This is a genomic window from Brachybacterium tyrofermentans (genome assembly GCF_014897585.1).
GTDB classification, from domain to species: Bacteria; Actinomycetota; Actinomycetes; order Actinomycetales; family Dermabacteraceae; genus Brachybacterium; species Brachybacterium tyrofermentans.
Map to the genome: position 1 here is coordinate 145,997 of NZ_JABUXW010000003.1, position 16,806 is coordinate 162,802.

At 71.3% G+C, this 16,806-nt stretch carries 15 protein-coding genes; 1 reads left to right on the forward strand and 14 read right to left on the reverse strand.

Translation table 11 applies throughout. From position 1 onward, the window contains the following. Nucleotides 1-35: 35 nt before the first annotated feature. The 5 genes from INT49_RS03140 to INT49_RS03160 all read right to left on the reverse strand — a co-directional run bounded on the left by INT49_RS03140 (nt 36) and on the right by INT49_RS03160 (nt 4,128). On the reverse strand, nt 36-326 hold the full coding sequence (locus INT49_RS03140) for a YggT family protein (RefSeq protein WP_193116261.1): 291 nt from the start codon (nt 324-326) through the stop codon (nt 36-38). An 8-nt stretch (nt 327-334) separates the two neighbouring features. Continuing rightward, nucleotides 335-823 carry a cell division protein SepF gene (locus INT49_RS03145; RefSeq protein WP_193116262.1) on the reverse strand — a complete coding sequence of 163 codons (489 nt, stop codon included), beginning with the start codon at nt 821-823 and terminating at the stop codon, nt 335-337. 180 nt (nt 824-1,003) lie between these two features. After that, nucleotides 1,004-1,738, reverse strand: a complete 735-nt coding sequence (gene pgeF, locus INT49_RS03150; RefSeq protein ID WP_193116263.1) for a peptidoglycan editing factor PgeF — start codon at nt 1,736-1,738, stop codon at nt 1,004-1,006. Further along, nucleotides 1,735-3,063: a cell division protein FtsZ gene (gene ftsZ, locus INT49_RS03155; RefSeq protein WP_193116264.1), complete on the reverse strand. Its 1,329-nt coding sequence runs from the start codon at nt 3,061-3,063 to the stop codon at nt 1,735-1,737. The genes pgeF and ftsZ overlap by 4 nt, the downstream gene beginning before the upstream one ends. A gap of 231 nt (nt 3,064-3,294) precedes the next feature. Then, complete coding sequence (locus INT49_RS03160) at nt 3,295-4,128, reverse strand: cell division protein FtsQ/DivIB (protein ID WP_226849658.1); 834 nt, start codon at nt 4,126-4,128, stop codon at nt 3,295-3,297. Between the two features lie 43 nt (nt 4,129-4,171). Here INT49_RS03160 and INT49_RS20990 point away from each other — a divergent pair, with 43 nt between their 5' ends. Then, nucleotides 4,172-4,393, forward strand: a complete 222-nt coding sequence (locus tag INT49_RS20990; protein ID WP_226849659.1) for a hypothetical protein — start codon at nt 4,172-4,174, stop codon at nt 4,391-4,393. A gap of 103 nt (nt 4,394-4,496) precedes the next feature. Here the strand turns inward: INT49_RS20990 and INT49_RS03165 are convergent, their stop codons facing one another. The 9 genes from INT49_RS03165 to INT49_RS03205 all read right to left on the reverse strand — a co-directional run bounded on the left by INT49_RS03165 (nt 4,497) and on the right by INT49_RS03205 (nt 16,805). Next, on the reverse strand, nt 4,497-6,092 hold the full coding sequence (locus tag INT49_RS03165; RefSeq protein ID WP_193116266.1) for a UDP-N-acetylmuramate--L-alanine ligase: 1,596 nt from the start codon (nt 6,090-6,092) through the stop codon (nt 4,497-4,499). A 35-nt stretch (nt 6,093-6,127) separates the two neighbouring features. Then, nucleotides 6,128-7,219: a UDP-N-acetylglucosamine--N-acetylmuramyl-(pentapeptide) pyrophosphoryl-undecaprenol N-acetylglucosamine transferase gene (locus INT49_RS03170; RefSeq protein ID WP_193116267.1), complete on the reverse strand. Its 1,092-nt coding sequence runs from the start codon at nt 7,217-7,219 to the stop codon at nt 6,128-6,130. Continuing rightward, nucleotides 7,216-8,706, reverse strand: coding sequence for a putative lipid II flippase FtsW (gene ftsW / locus INT49_RS03175; protein ID WP_193116268.1), 1,491 nt, complete (start codon nt 8,704-8,706; stop codon nt 7,216-7,218). Before ftsW ends, INT49_RS03170 begins: the two co-directional genes overlap by 4 nt. After that, nucleotides 8,703-10,232: a UDP-N-acetylmuramoyl-L-alanine--D-glutamate ligase gene (gene murD, locus INT49_RS03180; RefSeq protein ID WP_193116269.1), complete on the reverse strand. Its 1,530-nt coding sequence runs from the start codon at nt 10,230-10,232 to the stop codon at nt 8,703-8,705. Before murD ends, ftsW begins: the two co-directional genes overlap by 4 nt. After that, a complete protein-coding gene (gene mraY / locus INT49_RS03185; protein WP_193116270.1) occupies nt 10,229-11,329 on the reverse strand; it encodes a phospho-N-acetylmuramoyl-pentapeptide-transferase in 1,101 nt (366 codons plus the stop codon). The genes murD and mraY overlap by 4 nt, the downstream gene beginning before the upstream one ends. Further along, nucleotides 11,326-12,804 (reverse strand): UDP-N-acetylmuramoyl-tripeptide--D-alanyl-D-alanine ligase, encoded by a 1,479-nt coding sequence (locus tag INT49_RS03190; protein WP_193116271.1) that lies wholly within the window; start codon nt 12,802-12,804, stop codon nt 11,326-11,328. Before INT49_RS03190 ends, mraY begins: the two co-directional genes overlap by 4 nt. 2 nt (nt 12,805-12,806) lie before the next feature. Continuing rightward, nucleotides 12,807-14,321: a UDP-N-acetylmuramoyl-L-alanyl-D-glutamate--2,6-diaminopimelate ligase gene (locus INT49_RS03195; RefSeq protein ID WP_377802329.1), complete on the reverse strand. Its 1,515-nt coding sequence runs from the start codon at nt 14,319-14,321 to the stop codon at nt 12,807-12,809. A 148-nt stretch (nt 14,322-14,469) separates the two neighbouring features. Next, entirely contained in the window at nt 14,470-16,203 is a 1,734-nt protein-coding gene (locus INT49_RS03200) for a peptidoglycan D,D-transpeptidase FtsI family protein (protein ID WP_226849660.1), read from the reverse strand. Nucleotides 16,204-16,286: 83 nt separating this feature from the next. Continuing rightward, a complete protein-coding gene (locus INT49_RS03205) occupies nt 16,287-16,805 on the reverse strand; it encodes a septum formation initiator family protein (protein ID WP_193116273.1) in 519 nt (172 codons plus the stop codon). Nucleotide 16,806 lies beyond the last annotated feature (1 nt).

Here is a 16,806-nt window from a genome sequence, read left to right on the forward strand (position 1 = left end):
GCCGTGAGGGGGCCGCGAGGTCGCGGCGCGCCCCGTCAGCCCGCGAAAGCGGCCAGGACCGAGAGCAGGATCCACCCCACGACGAGCAGGATCATGAGGCTCAGATCGAGCACGATCGAGCCCAGGCGCAAGGGCGGGATGAGGCGTCGCAGGCCCTTCACCGGAGGATCGGTCAGCGTGAACACGACCTCGAAGAGCACCAGGACGATGCCCCGGGGGCGGAAGTCCCTCGCATAGGACTGGATCCACTCCAGGACCAGGCGCGCGATGAGCACGATCAGGTACAGCAGAACTGCGAGGTACAGCACTCCCGCGACAAGCTGCATGAAGGCGCTCAGCTCTGGTTGTAGAAGCTGCCCTCGTCGGCAGAGGTATCTCCGTCGACCTGGACGAACTCCGGCGAGAGCAGGAACACCTTGGAGGTGACCCGCTCGATGCTGCCGCGCAGACCGAAGACGAGACCGGCGCAGAAGTCGACCATGCGCTTGGCATCGCCGTCCTGCATGTCGGAGAGGTTCACGATGACGGGCACGCCGTCACGGTAGGACTCGCCGATCGCCTTCGCGTCGTTGTAGGAACGCGGATGGATGGTGGTGATGCGGTGCATCGACTCCTCCACTGCCGGGGCCATGGCCACAACATTCGAACGCTGGCGGATCGGGGTCACCTGAGCCTCCCGTTCGGGTGCGGGCTCGGCGCCTCGCTCGGTGCGGCGAGCCGGAGCGGCGGCCTCTTCCGGGCGCTGCCGCTCGTCCTCGTAGTATTCATCGTCGACCTCGTTGGCGAGGCCGAGAGCGACCATGGCGTTGCGCCAGTTACCCATCGCAGATCTCCCAGTTTGTTGTTCACGCTGACCGGGGCTCCGGGGAAGCACGGGGAGTGCGTGGGAGCCCTGTGCCTCGAAAGTACCGCAGGGGTTTCCTCTGCCCAGGGAGGCCGTCGGCGTGTCGCCACCCGTGTCGCGCCCCGTGCCACCTCCTATGTCTCGCCTGTGCGGCGGCGGTCAGCGGCGGCGGATGACCCCGGCGAGCCGGCCTGTGCGGGACTCCCGCCGATAGGAGAAGAACTCCTCGCGCTCGAGGGTGCAGGGGTGATCCTCATCGATCTCCGCCGCGGGGATGCCGGCGGCGGTCAGCACGCTGAGGGCGCCCGCACGCAGGTCGAGCGCAGGGGTTCCCCACCGTGTGACGGACCACGTGGCAGGCAGAGCGACCGAGGAGTCCGCGCGCATCTCCTCCGGGACCTCGTAGCAGCGCCCGCAGATCGACGGGCCGATGCTCGCGGAGATCTGCGCGGGAGCCGCTCCCAGCTCGGCCATCGCGGCGAGGGTGTTCTGGAGCACGCCGCCGAGCAGACCGGCTCGGCCGGCATGGGCGACGGCGATGACGCCCGCCTGCTCGTCGGACAGCAGCACCGGGAGGCAGTCCGCGACCATGATCGCCAGCGCCACATCGCGACGACGTGTCACCAGTGCATCGGCGGTGAGCACGGGGACGGGGCCGGTCTCGGGCAGCACGTGGACGTCCGCGGAATGGACCTGATCCACGAACACCAGCGGGAGACCGATCTCGGCGGCGACGAGCGCCCGGTTGCGCTCGACGACGCCGTCGTCATCGCCGACGTGGCGTGCGAGGTTCAAGGTGGCGTAGTCGCCGGCCCCCACTCCCCCGGCACGCCCCGTGAACAGGGCACGGGCCCCGCGAAGTCGCGAGGCCCGTGCTGGGAGAGCTGATGTCACTTGAGGAACGACGGCAGATCGAGGTCGTCATCGTCCGACGGCGGCTCCTCGATGCGCGGGGGGCGCACCGGCTCCTGCTGCGGCGCGCGGGGCGCGGGCTGCGGCGGGAACTGCGACTGCTGCGGCGCGGCGTACTCCTGATCGGCCTCGGTGGACTCGAGCACCTCGGTCTCCGGATCGTCCGACCCCGGACGGGTCGGGGAGAAGGTCTGCTGCGGCAGGCCCCAGGCACCCGGGGCTGCGGCGGCACCGGAGCCCGACGGCGAACGCTGCGACGTGGCGGCCGGACGCGGCTCCTGGGCGGCGCGCGGCGGCTGCACCGGCTCCTGGCGCGGGGCCGGACGCTGCTGCGGGGTGACGTCCTGACGCTGGGCCGGGCCACCGCTCTCGAAGCCGGCGGCGATGACGGTCACGCGGACCTCGTCACCCAGGGCGTCGTCGATGACGGAGCCGAAGATGATGTTCGCGTCCGGGTGAGCGGCCTCCTGGACCAGACGAGCGGCCTCGGAGACCTCGTACAGGCCGAGGTCGCTGCCACCCTGGATGGAGAGCAGCACGCCGTAGGCGCCGTCGATCGATGCCTCGAGCAGCGGGCTGGAGACCGCGAGCTCGGCGGCCTGGAGGGCGCGGTCGTCGCCGCGCGCCGAGCCGATGCCCATCAGGGCGCTGCCGGCGCCCTGCATGACCGACTTCACGTCAGCGAAGTCGAGGTTGATCAGACCCGGCGTGGTGATCAGATCGGTGATGCCCTGGACACCGGACAGCAGCACCTGGTCGGCGCTCTTGAAGGCGTCGAGCATGGAGACCTGCTTGTCCGCGATGGACAGGAGGCGGTCGTTGGGGATCACGATGAGAGTGTCGACCTCGGCCTGCAGGCCGGCGATGCCGGAATCCGCCTGGGTGGAGCGGCGACGCCCCTCGAAGGTGAACGGGCGGGTGACGACACCGATGGTGAGCGCCCCGAGGCTGCGGGCGATCTTGGCGACGACGGGGGCGCCGCCGGTGCCGGTCCCGCCGCCCTCGCCGGCCGTCACGAAGACCATGTCGGCCCCGCGGAGGACCTCCTCGATCTCCTCGGCGTGGTCCTCGGCCGCGCGCTTGCCGACCTCGGGATCGGCGCCGGCGCCGAGACCGCGCGTGATCTCCTTGCCGACGTCGAGCTTGACGTCCGCGTCCGACATGAGGAGCGCCTGGGCGTCGGTGTTGATCGCGATGAATTCGACGCCCTTGAGACCGGACTCGATCATGCGGTTGACAGCGTTGACACCTCCGCCGCCGACGCCGACGACCTTGATGACTGCTAGGGAGATCTGGGTTCCGGCCACGTTTGAGGTCCTTGCTCTTGTCGTTCACCTGCGAAGAGGGGCCTGCGTCGCGCCTGGTCACCGACTGCCGAAACTCTCAACCTCGACTCGAGGTTTGGAGTTCGGGGCACCTCTTCTTTCCTTTGACGCTAGGGAGGACTTCACTCCCACGCAAACACCACGGGTGCGTGTCGGGCGCGTGTCGGCCCCGAACCGTGGAAAGCCTCACCCTGCCCGGGCCGAACCGGCGGGTCAGCGCGTGACGGGTGCGACCGGGGAGGAGACGTCGATCTCGGTGCCGGGCTGCTCGATCAGTGCCAGGACCACCTCGGCCTTGAGCGTCGAATCGGCGGCGTCCCCCCAGACGACGGTCTTCGTGCCGCCGTCTTCGAGGGCGAGGACCAGCTGGACATCGCTCGCGCTCGAGGCGGTCATCGTCTGGACGGAGCCGCGCAGGCTGTCCGGCATGCTCGCGAGGACCTCGCTGAGTGCGGTGGCGGCACCCTCCGGATCCGCGGATCCTCCGTCGACGGTCAGCGGGATGAGCTCGGCGCCCTCCCCTGCGTCGGCGGGCAGCTCTTGCCCGGAGCCGTCGATCACGGCGGAGGTCCCATCCGTCGTGGTGAGGACGGCGACCGGTTCCGACTCGGTGATCGTCACCGTGGCGCCGTCGGGCCAGGAGCGGTGCACCTCTGCGCTCTCGACCCCCGGCACCGCTTCGACGCGCTCGGCGATGTCCGTGGTGGGCAGGAGCAGGACGCTGTCGCCGAGGTCCTGATCCAGCACGGAGCGCACCTCGTCCTCCTGGACGTAGCCGAGGCCGGAGACCGAGACCTCCCGCAGCTGGAGGGCCGGCAGGAAGATGGCGACGAGGACCGCCGCGACCAGGAGCACGACGAGACCTGATGCGCCGGCGATGATCGCCCGTCGGCGACGGCGCCAGGGCCGCCCGGCGACGATCTCCCGGAAGCGCCCCGCGGCCTGGACCACCCGGCCGCCGCCCCCGGTGCCGGGATCGGCTGCGGAAGTCTCGGCGGGCGCCTGCGGGCCCGGTCGACCGACGGCGGCGCTCGAGGTGCGCGGCATGCGCGCGGCGGCGCGGGGCGCCGGGTTCGCGGATGCAGCGGAGGTGGCAGACGCAGCGGAGCTGGCCGAGGGAGCCGATGCAGCGGACGTGCCGGAGCGTGCCGATGACGCGGAACGCGTCGAGGATGCTGACGGCGCAGAGGCCGCGGAGGGTGCGGAGGGTTCGGAGGGTGCGGAGCGTGCCGAGCCGGCAGACCGTGCGGGGCGGGTCGACGGCGCGGGGCGCGCTGTGGCGCCGTCCCCCGGTGCGGGCGTGATCCCGTGACCCGAGCCCGGCCCCGCTCCCGGCGCCGGTCGTCGCGGGGTCTGTGCGGTGCTGGGCCGCCGTGCGGTGGTGCGGGGGCGTGGCACCGAGGGACGCCGTGCCATCAGCGCTCCTCCGCACCGTCGTCCAGCGCCGCCAGCACCGACGGAGTGGTCTCGACGATGTCCCCGGCGCCGAGCATGAGCACGAGGTCACCGGGCGCGGCGGCATCACGCACTGCGGCGGCGACCTGCTCCGGCCCGGCGACGGGCAGAACCGCCTCGCCGGTCACGTGATCGGTGATGGTGCGGGCGTCGATGCGCGGATCGGGATCCTCGCGCGCCGCGTAGACGGGCATCACCCAGGTGCGATCGGCAGCGGCCAGCGCGGTCGCGAAGTCCGCGGCGAAGTCCCGGGTGCGGGAGAACAGGTGCGGCTGGAAGACCACGAGCACCCGGCCGCCGCGCCCCTGGTCCTCGACGATGCCGCGGGCTGCGGCGATGGTCGCCGCCACCTCCCGGGGGTGGTGGGCGTAGTCGTCCACCACCGTGATGCCGCCGACGGTCCCTGCGACGTCGAAGCGCCGCGACGCGCCCGTGAACACGGACAGGCCCGACGCCAGGGCGCTGAGCTCGGCGTCCGCGACCGCAGCGGCGGACGCTGCGAGCGCGCCGAGGGCGTTGAGCACGTTGTGATGCCCGGCGACCGAGAGGGTGGTGCGGAGCGTGCCGCGGGGGGTGCCGAGCTCGAGCTGGGTGCCCCCGGCGCCGCCGGTCTCGGAGAGCACCTGCCAGTCGCAGTCCGCGCCGGTGCCGTAGCTCGTCACGGCGACGCCGCGCTGCGCGGCCCGTGCGCCGAGGGCGCGGGCACCGGGATCGTCATCGCACACCACGAGCTGCCCGCCGGGGACGATCTGCCCGGTGAGGGCGTCGAAGGCCGCGGTGAGCGTCTCCTCGTCGCTGTGGAAGTCGAGGTGGTCCGGCTCCAGGTTGGTGACCACGAGGGAGCGCGGAGCGAAGGCGAGGAACGACCCGTCGGACTCGTCGGCCTCGATCACTGCGGGGGCCGTCGAGCCGCCCCTCACGGCGTGAGCCGTGCCGGGAGCGTCCGATCGCTCGGTGCCGCCCGAGGTGCCGGAGCCCGATGCCGTCAGGACCGGGTCGGCGCGGAAGCCGGCGTTGCGACCGAGGTCCGGGACCGCGGCGCCGAGCGCCCAGGCAGGGTCGAGACCGGCGCCGCGCAGCGCCATCACGGCCATCCCGGTCGTGGAGGTCTTGCCGTGGGTGCCGGCCACGGCCACGAGGTCACGGCCGGCGAGCAGGCCCGCCAGGGCGGCCGCGCGGTGGATGACCGGGATCCCGCGCTCGCGGGCGGCGATCACCTCGGGGTTGTCGGCGCGCACCGCGGTGGAGACCACCACGACGTCGACATCGTCACTCAGGGACGCGGCGTCGAAAGCGAGGGTGATCCGGGCGCCCGCCTCGCGCAGCGGGGCGATGAACTGGCCGTCCTGCGAGTCCGACCCACTCACGCGGAGCCCGGCCTCCAGAGCGAGGCGGCCGACGGCGGACATCCCGGCGCCCCCGATACGGATCACATGGACACTGCGGATCGGACGATCCGTGGGCCACGCGGGCTGCGAGATGACGCCCCCGGGACGCAGGATCGTGCGCGGCGCGCGCTGCGTCGAGGGGCCGGTGGGGACTGCAGCGGAGCTCATGGGATCACCGTAGTCGGATCGGTCGGGAGACCGGGTCAGGCTCGGCGTGCGACGCCGGTCACGACGTCGGCCATCACCTCGGCGGCATCGGAGATGCCGAAGGTGCGGGAAGCCTCGGCCATGGCGCCCAGGCGCTCGGCATCCTGGAGCAGCGGGAGGACCTGTGTGCGCAGCACCTCAGCATCCAGATCCGCGTCCGCCACCATCAGTGCGCCACCGGCGGCCACGACGTCCTGCCCGTTCAGAGCCTGCTCGCCGTTCCCGATCGGGAGCGGCACCAGGAGGGATGGCAGCCCCACGGCGGTCAGCTCGCTGACCGTGCCGGCGCCTGACCGGGTCAGGGCGAGGTCCGCGGCGGCGTAGGCGTCCTCCATCGACAGCACGTACTCGACGACTCTGTAGCCGGGCCGCTCGACGAGACCCTCCGCCTTGCCGCGGCCGGTGACATGGAGGATCTGCACGCCGGCGTCGAGGAAGCTCTCCGCGGCCTCGGAGACCGCGGTGTTCAGCCGCAGGGCACCGAGGGATCCGCCGGTCGCGAGCAGCACGGGCCGGTCGGGGTCCAGACCGAAGGCCTCCCGTGCGGCGGCGCGGCGGGCAGCACGATCGAGGTGGGCGATGCCGTCGCGCATCGGCATCCCGATCCGGCGGGCGCCGGGCAGGCTCGAGCCGTCGAAGGCGGTGAGCACCTCGTCGGCGCGGCGGGCACCGAGCCGGTTCGCGAGCCCCGGACGCCGGTTGGCCTCATGGACGACCACGGGCAGGCGGGCGGAGAACGCCGCGAGATAGGCAGGCGGGCACACATAGCCGCCGAACCCCGCGACCACGTCGATCTGCCGCTCGCGCAGGATCGCCCGCACCTGGCGCAGGGTCCCCGCGAAGCGCCCCGGGAAGCGCAGCGCGGTGCCGTTCGGGCGCCGGGGGAAGGGGACCTTGTCGATCGTGAGCAGCTCGAAGCCGGCGGCGGGGACGAGATCGGTCTCGAGCCCGTCGGGGGTGCCGAGCACGAGCACCTCGGCCTCCGGGGTGCGTCGGACGATCTGCGCAGCGGTGGCCAGCAGCGGGGACACGTGCCCGGCGCTGCCACCCCCGGCGAGCAGGATGCGGGGCGGTGTGGTCGTGGTCATCGGGTCCTTCGGGACGAGGGGGAACGACGAGCAGGCGAGGTGCTCGAACGGGCGGAAGAGCGGGACGATCCCGAGGACGTCGAGGGACTCGAGCTCTTGGTGCCCTTCACGCTCTTGGCACTCTTCGCGCTCTTGGCACTCTTCGTGGTCTTCGTGGCCTTCGAGCGCTTCGACCCGGCGCGGCGCTTCGTCGAGCCGGAGGCGCTGTCGCGCGGGGCGGGCAGCACGCCGACGGAGCTGCGCACGGAGGCCATCCGGGCGCTGATCGCCTCGGGGGCGCCGGGCTCACGGCGCGCGAAGGAGATCAGCACCCCGAGCGCCGCCATGGAGGCGAGCAGCGCGGAGCCGCCGGAGGAGATGAACGGCAGCGGGACGCCGATCACGGGCAGCATCCCGGTGACCACCATCATGTTCACGAAGGCCTGGCCCAGCAGCCAGGCGCTGATCCCGGCGATCGTGATCTGCATGAAGTGGTCGTCGATCCGCGTGATCATGCGGAAGAGGATCAGCGCGAGAACGGTGAAGAGCAGAAGCACGCCGAGGGTGCCGATGAGACCCAGCTCCTCGCCGATGATGGCGAAGATGTAGTCGTCCTCGGCGGCGGGGAGGCGACCCCACTTCTGACGGGACTGGCCGAGGCCCACGCCCCACCAGCCGCCTTCGGCGAGGCCCATGAGGCCCTGGTCGGACTGATAGCAGGAGTCGCCTTCGCAGATCCCATGGATCCAGTTGCCGATGCGTGCCATGCGGTTCGCGCTCGTGACGGTCAGACCGATGACCGCGACCAGACCCGCGACCCCGGCCGCCAGGAACCAGCGTCGCGGGACGCCGGAGACCCACACGGCCCCGGCGACGAGCATGGCCATGATCATCATCGTGCCGAGGTCGTGGCCGGCCATCACCAGGCCCAGGGCGAGGACCGCTCCCGGGACCAGGGGGAACAGCAGATGGCCTGGTCTGTGCAGCAGCGGCCGTTTCACGGCCAGCACGGCTCCGAGCCACACGGCGAGGGCGAGCTTGAGGAACTCCGAGGGCTGGAGGGTCTGGCCGGCGACCCGGATCCAGTTCTGGTTGCCGTCCACCGCCCAGCCCAGGCCCGGCACGAAGACCAGGCACTGCAGAGCGATGCCCACTCCGAGCAGGGGCCAGGCCGCCTTGCGATAGAAGGCCGGAGGCAGCAGGGCGGCGACGAAGAGCAGGACGAGTCCCATGGCCGCGAAGGTCCCCTGGCGGAACAGACCGGCGAACCCGGAGTTCCCACGGGAGATGTTCAGGACCGCAGAGGAGGACAGCACCATCACCAAACCCACGCTGACCAGCAGGGTGCCGATCACGATCAGGCCGTAGAAGTCCAGCGCCGGGGACTTCAGCCAGGAGCCGACGCCCTCCCGCATGCGGGAGCCGATGCTGCCGAGCGGCTGGTCCTCATCGGGACGCACGACGCCGGTGGACCGACGGGGGTCCCGTCGGGTCTCCTCGATCGTCATGTGCTCGCTCCTGGCAGTCGATGGACGGCCGCCGCGAAGAGATCCCCCCGCTCCGCGTAGTCACGGAACTGGTCGATGGAGGCGGCTGCCGGTGCCAGCAGCACGACATCCCCTGCCGAGGCGAGGGAGCGGGCGGCGTGCACCGCGTCCTCCATGAGTCGGGAGCGCCCGGCGACATCGTCAGTGTCACCCGGATCGATGCGACGGACGGGGACCTCGGGGGCGTGTCGCTCCAGAGCGGAACGGAAGGGCTGGTCGTCCTCCCCGAGCAGGACGACTCCGACCAGGCGGTCCGTCGTGGCCGCGATCAGCGGGTCGAGATCGGCGCCCTTGGTGTCGCCCCCGGCGATCCACACCACGCGGTCCGCGGCGTGCAGGGACGCGGCGGCGGCCGCCGGATTGGTGGCCTTGGTGTCGTCGACGAAGCTGATGTCGTCGATCGTCGCGATCAGCTGCGCCCTGTGGGAGCCCACGCGATAGGCCCGCAGCCCGTCGCGCACGGCCTCGGTCGGGACGCCATGGGCGCGCGCGAGCGCCGCGGCGGCGAGGGCATCGAGCACGAGGTGAGGCCCGGCGCCGTGCGGGCCGAGGTGGGCGAGGTCCTCCAGCGTGGCGAGTTCGGCGGCGGCTGTGCGCCGCTCGGCGAGGAAGGCACGATCCACGAGGATCCCGTCGATCACGCCGATCTCGGACAGGCCGGGCGTGCCCAGGGAGATCCCGACCGCGCGGGCCCCCTCGAGGACATCGGCATCCTCGACCAGCCGTCTGGTGATCTCGTCGGCGACGTTGTAGATGCACGCGGTGCGGACACCGTGGAAGATCCGTCCCTTGGCCAGCGCGTACTGCTCGGCGCCGCCGTGCCAGTCGAGATGGTCGGCGCTGACGTTGAGCACGGCGGCGGCCTCGCAGCCGAGGTTCTGCGTCCAGTGCAGCTGGAAACTGGAGAGCTCGATGGCGAGCACGTCGAAGCCCTCGGGGTCCAGGGCCGCCTCGATCACGGGCAGGCCGACGTTGCCGCAGGCGACGGCGCGCAGCCCGGCGTGCTGGAGGATCGTCTCGAGCATGGTCACGGTGGTGGTCTTGCCGTTGGTGCCCGTCACGGCGAGCCAGGCGGGGCCGTCGGCCGCCTGCATCCGTCGGGCCAGCTCGATCTCGCTCCACACCGGGATCCCGGCGGCCGCCGCGGCGGCGAGCAGGGGCTGGTCGGGGCGCCAGCCCGGGGAGGTGATCACGAGGTCGATCTCCCGGTCCGCGGGCAGGGCGAGCGTGTGCTCGCGGCCCAGGCGCACCTCGACCCCGAGCACCTCGAGGATCTGGGTGCGCTCGCGGATCTCCGGGGTGTCGGAGCCGTCGACCACGAGCACGTGCGCGCCGCGCTGCATGGTCTGATCGGCGACCGCATAGCCGGAGATGCCGAAGCCGGCGACCAGGATCCGCAGCCCGGCGACGTCGAGGCCCGGCCAGGCGAGGTTCTCGACGTTGGCACGCCCGCTGCCGGGCGCGGGGGCGGGTTCCGCGGCGGTCATGAGGTGATCCTCGGGAGGGCGTCGAGGTAGAAGATGCCGAGGCCGAGGCCGGCCAGCACGCCGGCGACGATCCAGAAGCGCACCACGATCGTGACCTCGTTCCAGCCCTTGAGCTCGAAGTGGTGCTGCAGCGGGGCCATGCGGAACACACGTTTCCCGGTGAGCTTGAAGCTCCCCACCTGGATGATGACCGACAGGGCGATGACCACGAACAGGCCGCCGATAACCGCGCCGAGGATCTCGGTGCGGGTGACGATGGTCAGCCCGGCGATCGCGCCGCCGAGGGCGAGGGACCCGGTGTCGCCCATGAAGATCTTCGCGGGCGAGGTGTTCCACCACAGGAAGCCGACGCAGGCGCCGATGATCGCGGCGCAGAGCACGGCAGCATCCAGCGGATCGCGGGCGTCGTAGCAGTGCACCACTCCCCCGGCGTCGAGGTCGACATTGCACACCTGGCGCCACTGCCAGAACGCGATGACCAGGTAGGTGGCGGTGAAGATGATAGTGGCGCCACTGGCGAGGCCGTCGAGGCCGTCGGTGAGGTTCACCCCGTTGGACCACGCGGCGACCAGGAAGTTCGCCCAGATCGCGAAGAGGATGAAGCCGACGACGGAGCCCGCGAAGGCGAGATCCAGCCACTCGACGTCCCGCACGAAGGAGATCTTGGTCGAGGCCGGGGTGTTGCCGTTGCCGTCGGGGAACAGCAGGGCGAGCACCGCGAAGGCGGTCGCGACGAGGAACTGACCGATCAGCTTCGCGCGCGGCCGCAGTCCGAGGCTGCGCTGCTGCGAGATCTTGAGGTAGTCGTCGAGGAAGCCGACGACCCCGAGCCCCACCATGAGGAAGAGCACCAGCAGGATCGAGATGGAGGGCGCCGTCAGCAGGAAGAGGTGCGAGAGCCCGTAGCCGAGGATCGTGGCCAGGATGATGGCCACGCCGCCCATGGTCGGGGTGCCGCGCTTGGTGGCGTGCGAGGTCGGGCCGTCGTCCCGGATGAACTGGCCGTAGCTCTTGCGCACCAGGAGCTTGATGAACAGCGGCGTGCCCACGATGGACAGCAGGAAGGCCGTCGCTCCCGCGATGATGATCGCGATCATGCGTCGTCTCCTTCGTCTGCCGGATGCTCCGGGAGGGCACCGTCTCGTCGCTGCAGGTGGTCGATCAGGGGCGCGGCGATCTCACGGAGTCCTGCGTCACGCGAGGACTTCAGGAGCACCACGTCACCGGGCACCACCGTTCGTTCCAGCACGGCGATCGCCTCCTCGATCGTATCGAGGTACTCGGACTCGCCCCCGAAGCTGCCTTCGAGGCTCGCCCCGTGGTGGATGGGCGCGGCGCCGTTGCCGATCGCATACAGCTGACCGATGTTCAGGCGCACCACGAGGCGGCCGATCTCATCGTGCAGGCGCACGGAGTCCGGCCCCATCTCGAGCATCTCGCCGAGCACCGCGATCGTGCGGTGGCCCCGGCCGAGGTGGGCGAGGGTCTTGAGCGCCTGGCGCATCGAATCCGGGTTGGCGTTGTACGCGTCGTTGATGACGATCACGCCGCCGGCGCGCAGCGCCTCCATCCGCTGCCCCGAGGCGAGCTTCGCATCCTCGAGGGCGGCGGCAGCGGCGGCCGGGGCCACCCCAGCGGAGACCGCTGCCGAGAGGGCGGCCAGGGCGTTGGCCGCCTGATGGTCGCCCAGCAGGTCCGGACGCACCGGGAACCGACCCGCGGGGATGTCCTCGCCCTGCAGCGTGGTCAGGCCGTCGGGGACGACGAGGGTGAAGCTCACGCGGGCGTCCACGTCGAGGGCGAGGTCCTCTCCGCGCAGATCGCCGGTGGTGAAGCCCCAGCCGAGCACGGGAGCCGCGCTGCGATCGGCCATGGCGGCGACCAGACGGTCCTCGGCGTTCAGGATCGCCCTGCCGGAGGGCTCGAGCGCTTCGACCAGTTCACCCTTGGCACGGGCGATGGCCTCGACGCTGCCGAACTCCCCGAGATGGGCGCTGCCCACGTTCAGGACGAGGGAGACGTCGGGGCGTGCGATGTCCGTGAGCTGCTTGATGTGGCCGACGCCGCGGGCGCCCATCTCCAGGACGAGGTACTGCGTCCCGGCGTCCAGGCGCAGCACGGTCAGCGGCAGGCCGAGCTCGTTGTTGAAGCTGCCGACGGGGGCGATCGTCTCTCCTGCGGTCCGCAGGATCGTCCCCAGGAGGTCCTTGGCGCCGGTCTTGCCGGCGCTGCCCGTGATCGCGAAGACCACGAGGTCCTCGCGCTCCTGGCGGGCTCGTGCCAGCTGTGCCCGGGCGAGGTCCCACAGGGCCGTCCGGACGTCGTCGACGAGCACCGCCGGGAGACCGAGGTCCCGGGTCACCAGGGCGATGGCCGCCCCGGACCGCTGCGCCGCGGCGACATGGTCGTGCCCGTCGGCGTGCTCACCGAGGAAGGCGGCGAAGAGGTCACCGGCCTCGATCCCTCGGGAGTCGATCCGGGCCGCTCCGGTGACGGTCTCGTCACCGGTCGCTCCACCCACGAGTCGACCTCCGGTGATCCCAGCGATCTCCCCAGCTGTGGTCTGCAGCATCGTCAGCGTTCTCCGTCCGTGTCGTCGGCGCACTTGGTCCCGGTCCCGGACAGCGCGGTGCGCAGTCGGAGGCGGTCATCGAACGGATGGACGATATCGCCGATCTGCTGTCCGGTCTCTGCGCCCTTGCCGGCCACGAGGATGGTGTCGGACACGTCCGCCAGACTCGCCGCGAGCTCGATCGCCGCACGCCGCCCGTCCACCTCGTGGACCTGCGCCTTCGTGTCCTCGGGCATGCCGCCGAGCACAGCTCGTCGGATCTCGGCGGGGTCCTCGGAACGCGGGTTGTCGTCCGTGACGATCACCACGTCTGCGAGACGTGCGGCGACTTCGCCCATGGCAGGCCGCTTGCTGCGGTCCCGATCCCCACCGGCGCCCATCACGGCGATCAGTCGGCGGGTGCCCGGGACGGCGCGCAGAGTGATCAGGGCCTGTTCGAGGGCGGCCGCGGTGTGGGAGAAGTCGACGACGCCGCGGATGGGCTCCGCAGTGACGAGCTCCATGCGTCCGGGGACGGTGCCGGCCTCGCCGAGCGCCGCCGTCGTCTCGGGACCGGACAGGCCGATCGCGGCGAGGAGGAGCTCGGCGGCGAGCGTGTTGGCCACGTAGTGGCGACCGGGCAGCGCGGCGTGCAGGGAGCGTGGACCGTCCGGACCGTCGACGGCGAAGGTGCTGCCGAAGCCCTCGGCGCGGATATCACGGGCCGTGTGGTCCGCCTCGACTCCGGGGAGCGTGGCGTAGGTCATGACCGGGATGCTCGCCTCGTGGGCGAGGCGTCGGCCCCACTCGTCATCGACGCAGACGACGCCGTGCGTGGCGTGCTCGGGCGTGAACAGGGTCCGCTTGGCCTCGTAGTACGCCTCCATCGTGCCGTGGAAGTCGAGGTGGTCCTGGCTGAGGTTCGTGAAGCACGCGACGTCGAAGACGACCTCGTCGGCGCGGTGGAGCACGAGGGCGTGGCTGGAGACCTCCATCGAGGCCACCTGCACGTCGTCCTCGAGCATGCGGGCGAGGATGCCGTGGAGCTCGGGGGCCTCGGGGGTGGTGCGGACCGTCCCGATCCGGTGGTCGGCGCCGGATCCGTCGCGATAGGCGGTGCCGCTGGTGCCGATGACGCCGGCGGGCACGGAGAGCTGGTCGAGAACGCGGGTGAGGACCGTGGTGACCGAGGTCTTCCCGTTGGTGCCGGTCACTCCGATGGTCCGCAGTCGCTCGGCGGGCCGACCCTGCACGATCGCGGCGGCGGTGGCCGTGGCGGCTCGAGGGTCCTCGACGACGAGGGCGGGAAGCCCGGCGGCCTCACATCGCGAGCGGCCCGCCTCATCGGTCAGGGCGAGCACAGCGCCCTGCTCCCGGGCCTGGGCGGCGAAGTCGGCCCCGTGCGCGTTGGCACCGGGCAGGGCGCACCAGAGGTCGCCGTCCCGGGCACTGCGGGAGTCCAGGGTGACGCCGTACAGAGTGATGTCGCGATCGGGCGCGGAGGCGCCGAGCGCGGCGGCGAGCTCCGCTGCGCTCACCCCGTGGGGATGCCGGGGACGGGGCGTCTCGGCGGCGAGGGTGTCCTGGCCCCCGGGGCTCTGGTCCGAGGGCTCCTGTTCGGCGAGCTCTGCGGGATCTGCGGGTTCTGCGGGATCTGCGGGTTCTGCGGGGATGGTCACCGGGGGCTCACCACTCGTTCTCGTACTCGCGACCGGGAACGCCGGTCGGGGGGATGCCCTGGTTCTGCAGGGTGAAGGTCATCAGCTCGGAGAACGCGGGGGCGGCGGCCGTGTTGCCGGAGATGAAGGTGTCCAGGCCGAACACGAAGACGCCGACCACGATCTCCGGGTCGTCCGCCGGGGCGAACCCGATGAACGACGCGGTGTATCCGTCGTCCCCCACCTGTGCGGTGCCGGTCTTGCCCGCGGTCGCGTAGCCCGTGACCGAGGCGTTGTTGTCGCCGTCCTCGATGTCGTTGTCCATCAGGCCACGCATCGTGGCGGCGGTGTCCGAGGAGATCACCCGCGTGCTGTCGGGCTGGCCGAGCGGACGCACGGTCCCATCGTCCTGCCGCACCCCGGAGACCAGCGAGGGGTTCACCCGCACCCCGTCATTGGCGAAGGTGCCCACGGCGGAGACCATCTGGAGGGCGTTGACGCTGTAGCCCTGCCCGAAGGCGGTGGTGTAGCGGGTGCGGCCGGTCCAGTCCTCGGGGGGATGCACGATGCCGGCGGACTCGGCGGGCAGCTGCACACCCGTGGTCTCCCCGAGACCGAAGGCCCGCAGGTAGTCGTAGCGCACCTGGGGGTCGAGCTTCTCGGAGATCTGCACGGTGCCGACGTTGGAGCTGTGCTTCAGCACCCCGGCCAGGGTCAGCTTCTGGTCCGGGTGGTAGTGGGAGTCCTTGATCCGCTCACCCTCGAAGTACTGCTCGTACGGGATCTCGTACTGCGACTCCGGGGTCGCAGTGCCCTCTTCGAGCGCCGTGGCGAGCGTGAAGAGCTTGCCGGTCGAGCCCGGCTCGAAGACGTTGGAGATGGACCTGTTGCCCAGGTACTGGCCGTCCTCTGTCGTCGGGTTGTTGGGATCGTAGGAGGGGTACTCGGCCATCGCCAGCACCTCGCCGGTGCGGGCGTTCATCGCCACCGCGCTGCCGCCGGTCGCTTCCCACTTGTCGACGGCGCCCGCCACGATCTGCTGCGCCTTCCACTGCAGGTCGCGGTCGATCGTCAGCACGAGGTCGTTGCCGTCGACGGCCGGCGTGGTCTGCTGCGTGCCGGTCGGGATGATCTGGCCACCGGCGCCGCGTTCGTAGCTGGTCTTGCCGTCCGTGCCGCTGAGCTCGTCGTCGAAGGAGTACTCGGTGCCGGCCAGCGCGGAGCCGTCGGCGCCGACGAAGCCGAGGATGTTCCCACCCACGGATCCGGCCGGGTAGATGCGATCGGCAACGCGATCCGCGCCGATGCCCGGGATCTTCAGGGAGATGATCGCGTCGCGCACCTTGGGGTCCACGTTCTTCTGCAGATACATGAAGCCGCGATCACCGGTCAGCTTCGCCTTGGTGTCCGAGACGGACCAGCCCAGCACGGGAGCGAGCTCCTGGGCCGCGGCGTCGATACCCGTGACCTCGGCATCCTTCGACCCCTGGAGGTACTCGTCGACCTGCAGCTGGTTGACCCACAGGTCGTAGCGCTCGACCGAGCTCGCCATCGTGGTGCCGTTGCGGTCCAGGATGTCGCCACGCAGCGCCGGGATGGTGCGGGTGACGGTGCGCTGGTCGATCGCCTCCTGGGCCCGTGCGCTCGCATCGAGCCCCTGGACCCAGACGAGCCGCCCGGAGATCATCAGCACCGCCGCCATGATCAGGCAGATCAGCAGCCGGTGCCGGACAGCCGGTGCACCGAGTCGGCCCTGTGGCATACGGGCGGCCCCGGCACGAGCTCGTGGGCGGCCGGTGGTCTGCGTCGTGCGTGTCCTGCGGGACGAGCGTGACCGCGCCATGGTCAGACTCCCTCGTTGCCCATGCCGTGGTACGTCGTGGGCTTGTCGTAGATCTCAGCCGGCGGCACGGCGGCCTCTGGGGCCACGGGCGCCAGCTCCGGGTTGACCTCAGTCTGCGCCGCCGAGGACGTCTCACCGATGATCTTGCCCGTGTCGAGGTCGATATATGCCGGATCCGTGACCGGGACCATGCCGAGCTCGCGGGCCTGGCGCTCGAGCTCCTGGGGCGTGCCCAGACGCTCATCGGTCTCGGTGAGCGCCTGCTTCTCCTCCGTCAGTCGCTGGGACTGGCTCTGGAGCCGCGTGATCTCGTAGCTGGTATCCGACATCTGGATGTTCATGTAGAGCAGCGCCGCCAGGGTCGCCGTCACGATCAGGGTGCACAGGATCGTGAACGGCATCGAGCTGCCGGCGGTCTTCGGCGCAGCGACGATGGCGAGGCGCGGGCGGGCTGCGGAGGTGCTCCGCGGGCCCCGGACGGGACGGACCGCGGGGGCGTGAACGGCTGAAGTGCTGGCCATG